This window comes from Actinosynnema sp. NPDC023794 (genome assembly GCF_040639675.1).
Classification (GTDB): domain Bacteria; phylum Actinomycetota; class Actinomycetes; order Mycobacteriales; family Pseudonocardiaceae; genus Actinosynnema; species Actinosynnema luteola.
The window spans coordinates 1-3917 of sequence record NZ_JBFAFR010000091.1 but is presented as its reverse complement, the minus strand read 5'-3'; the positions used below and the strand labels follow the sequence as shown (position 1 = coordinate 3917).

Below are 3917 nucleotides of genomic sequence, written 5' to 3'. Positions count from 1 at the left end.
CACGCATCGACCACATCACGGAACACCGGCTCCGCCGCATACAACTCCCGACCCATACCGACCCACTGCGCACCCTGACCCGGGAACACGAACACCGACTTCCCGAGCGCAGACGCCGTGCCCGTCACCAGATCCGGATGCTCACGACCCTCCGCCAACGCACCCAACGCCACCGGATCCAACACCACCGCACGATGATCAAAACGCGCCCGACCAGCCAGGGCACGACCGATCTCGGCGGTCTCACCCGGCCGTTCGGCGACGAAGTCGCGCAGCCGCCGCGCCTGCTCGCGCAGTGCCTCGGGCGTCTTGGCCGACAACAGCCAGAGCGGGTCGACCTCCGCCGGCCGGGTCACCTCGGGTGCCTGCTCGATGATCGTGTGCGCGTTCGTGCCGCTGATGCCGAACGCGGACACCGCCGCCCGCCGAGGACGTTCGGTGGCCGGCCAGGCCACGGGACCGGTCAGCAGCCGGACGTTCCCGGCCTCCCAGTCCACGTGCGGTGTCGGTTCGTCCACGTGCAGCGTCTTCGGCAGCACACCGTGCCGCAACGCCATCACCATCTTGATCACGCCGGCGGCCCCGGCGGCGGCCTGCGTGTGGCCGATGTTCGACTTCACCGACCCCAACCACAACGGCACCGAACGATCCTGACCGTAGGTCGCCAGGAGCGCCTGAGCCTCGATCGGATCGCCCAAGGTCGTACCCGTGCCGTGCGCCTCCACGGCGTCCACATCGGACGGTGACAAGCCCGCGTTCGCCAGCGCCTGCCGGATCACCCGCTCCTGCGACGGCCCGTTCGGCGCGGTCAACCCGTTCGACGCACCGTCCTGGTTGACGGCGGTCCCGCGCACGACCGCCAGCACGTGGTGGCCGTTGCGCCGGGCGTCGGACAGGCGTTCCACCAGCAGCAGGCCCGCACCCTCCGCCCACCCCGCGCCGTCGGCGGCAGCGGCGAAGGACTTGCTGCGGCCGTCCGGCGCGCTCGCGCTCTGCCGGGACATCTCGGTGAACAACGACGGCGTGGCGTTGACCGTGACCCCGCCGGCCAGCGCGAGATCGCACTCACCCGACCGCAGCGCCTGCGCGGCCAGGTGCAGCGCGACCAGCGACGACGAGCACCCCGTGTCCAGCGACAGCGCGGGTCCGACCAGACCGAGCAGGTAGGAGAGCCGACCGGAGCCGATGCTGGTCGCCGTCCCGGTGACCTGGTAGCCCTCCAGGTCGTCCGGGACGGGCCCGGCGGCGTACCCGGTGGACCAGATGCCGGTGAACACACCCGTCCGGCTGCCCTGCAACGACGTCGGGTCGATCCCCGCGTGCTCGAACGCCTCCCACGCGGTCTCCAGCAACACCCGCTGCTGCGGATCCATCGCCAACGCCTCACGCGGCGAGATCCCGAAGAACCCCGCGTCGAACCCGCCCGCGTCGGTCAGGAACCCGCCGTGCCGGGTGGACGACGTGCGGGGCCGGGCCGACGTGGGGTCGAACAGCCGGTCCAGGTCCCAGCCGCGGTCGTCGGGGAACCCGCCGATGGCGTCCACGCCCTCGGACACCAACCGCCAGAGGTCGTCCGGCGACTCGACGCCGCCGGGGAACCGGCAGCCCATGCCGACGATCGCGATCGGCTCGTCGGTCGCCGCCGCGGACGTGGTGGCACGCGCCGCGCGTTCACCGCGCAGGTGTGCGGCGAGCCGTTCGGGCGTGGGGTGGTCGAAGACCAGCGTGGACGGCAGCCGCCGGCCCAGGGCGGTGGCGAGGCGGTTGCGCAGTTCGACGGCGGTCAGCGAGTCGAAGCCGAGTTCCCGGAACGCCTGCCGGGTGTCGACGGCCTCCGGCGAGGTGTGTCCCAGCACCGCCGCCGTGTGGGTGGTGATCACGTCGAGCACGTCGACATCGGACGTCGCGTCCGGTTCGACGGCTTCCTCCCGGACCTGGGCCTCGGGCAGGTCGACGAGCAGCCTGCTCGGCCGCACGCGGGTGTAGGCGGGCGCGAACTCCGCCCAGTCGACCGGGGTGACCACGGCGTGCGGCACGTCCTGGTCGAGCACGTCGCGCAGCGCCGCCAGCGCGCGCCCGGACGGCATCTCGCCCAGGCCGAGCAGCCGCCGTTGCCGCCGCACGGACTCCAGCGCCGCCATGCCGCCCTCGGCCCAGATGCCCCAGGACACCGACGTGGTCGCGCGGCCCTCGGCGCGGTGCCGCGCGGCGAGGGCGTCGAGGAACGCGTTGCCCGCCGCGTAGGCCGCGCCGTGCCCGTCGCCCCAGACCCCGGCCGTCGAGGAGAACAGCACCAGCGCGTCGAGGTCGGGCAGCAGGTCGGCGAGGTGCGTCGCGCCGGCGACCTTGGCGGTGATCACGTCGGCGAACCCGGTCACGTCGTCGTCGGCCAGCCGGCCGGACCTGATCACGCCCGCCGTGTGGAACACCGACCGCACGTCGCCGACCTCGTCCAGCAACGCCGCCAGCGCCGCCCGGTCCGCCACGTCGCACGCGGCCACCGTGACCCGCGTGCCGGAGGCGGCCAGCTCGTCGCGCAGTCCGGCCGCGCCGGGGGCGTCCGGCCCGCTGCGGCTGACCAGCACCACGTGCTCGGCGCCCTGCCCGGCGAGCCAGCGGGCCACCCGAGCGCCCAGCGCACCCGTGCCGCCGGTGATCAGGGTGGTGCCCTCGGGCCGCCACCTCCGGACCGGCGGGGTCGGCCTGGCCCGGCGCAGCCTGCGGGCGAAGACGCCCTCGGCGCGGACCGACACCTGGTCCTCCGGGCCGCCGATCGCGGTGAGCAGGCGGCGCACGCTCAGCGCGTCCGGTGTCGCCGGGACGTCGACGAGCCCGCCCCACCGGTCGGGGAATTCCAGCGCGGCCGAGGTGCCCAATCCCCACACCAGTGCCTGCCGCGGACGATCGTCGAACGCGCCGCGGGTCACGCACCACAGCGGGGCGTCGAGGTCCCGCACCGCCGCCAACGTCCGCGCCAAGCCGACGGGCACGGCCGGGTGGTCCGGGTGCGGCGACTCGTCCAACGCCAGGAACGACAGCACGCCGTCGACCCGGTCCGCCGTCCCGACCACCTCGACGCCGCTGTCCCGCAACGCCTCCACCGCCTCGTCGACCCACGGGTGCTCGCCGTCGGGCCGCAGCACCAGCCACCGGCCGGCCGGGGCCGACGTGGGCGTGACGGGCGTCCACGTGACCTCGTACCGCCACGGGTCCGCGGTCGGTGCGGTGGACGTGAGCCAGTACGGCTCGTGCTGGAAGGCGTAGGTCGGCAGGTCCGCGCCACCGGCCGGCGGCAGCGCGGGAGTCCAGTCGACGTCCACCCCGGCGACGAACAGCCGTCCGGCCGCCGCGAGGAACTCCCCGACCCCGCCCTGGTCACGGCGCAGGGTGCCGGTCGCGAGCGGGACGTCCAGCGCGGGCACCAGCACCGGGTGCGGGCTGACCTCGATGAACACGTCGTGCCCGGCGGCGAGCAGCGCCGCCGTCGCCCGGTCGAACCGCACCGGTTCCCGCAGGTTCCGGTACCAGTAGGCGGCGTCGACGGCCTCGACCAACCCCTCGGTCACCGTCGAGTAGAACGGCACGCGTCCGGGCCTCGGCGCGATGTCGGCCAGATCGGCGAGCAGCCGCTCCCGAATCGCCTCGACCTGTGCCGAGTGGGCCGCGTAGTCCACCGGGATCCGCCGCGCGTGCACACCCTCGCGCTCGCACAGCTCCAGCAGCTCGTCCAACGCCCCCGGCTCACCCGACACCACCACCGTGGACGCCGAGTTCACCACCGCCACCGTCAGCCGGTCACCCCACCGCGACAGCAACTCCGCATCCGGCGGCGACGACACCGACACCATGCCACCAAGACCGGCAATCGCCACCAAAGCCCTGCTGCGCAACGCAACCACCCGCGCCGCATCCTCCAA

Annotated in this window: 1 protein-coding gene; it reads right to left on the bottom strand. The window is 74.1% G+C overall.

Annotated elements, in window-relative coordinates; all coding sequences use genetic code 11:
• On the bottom strand, positions 1 to 3872 hold a 3872-nt coding region (locus AB0H12_RS45120; protein WP_499632934.1), incomplete at its 3' end, for an SDR family NAD(P)-dependent oxidoreductase.
• Positions 3873 to 3917 lie beyond the last annotated feature (45 nt).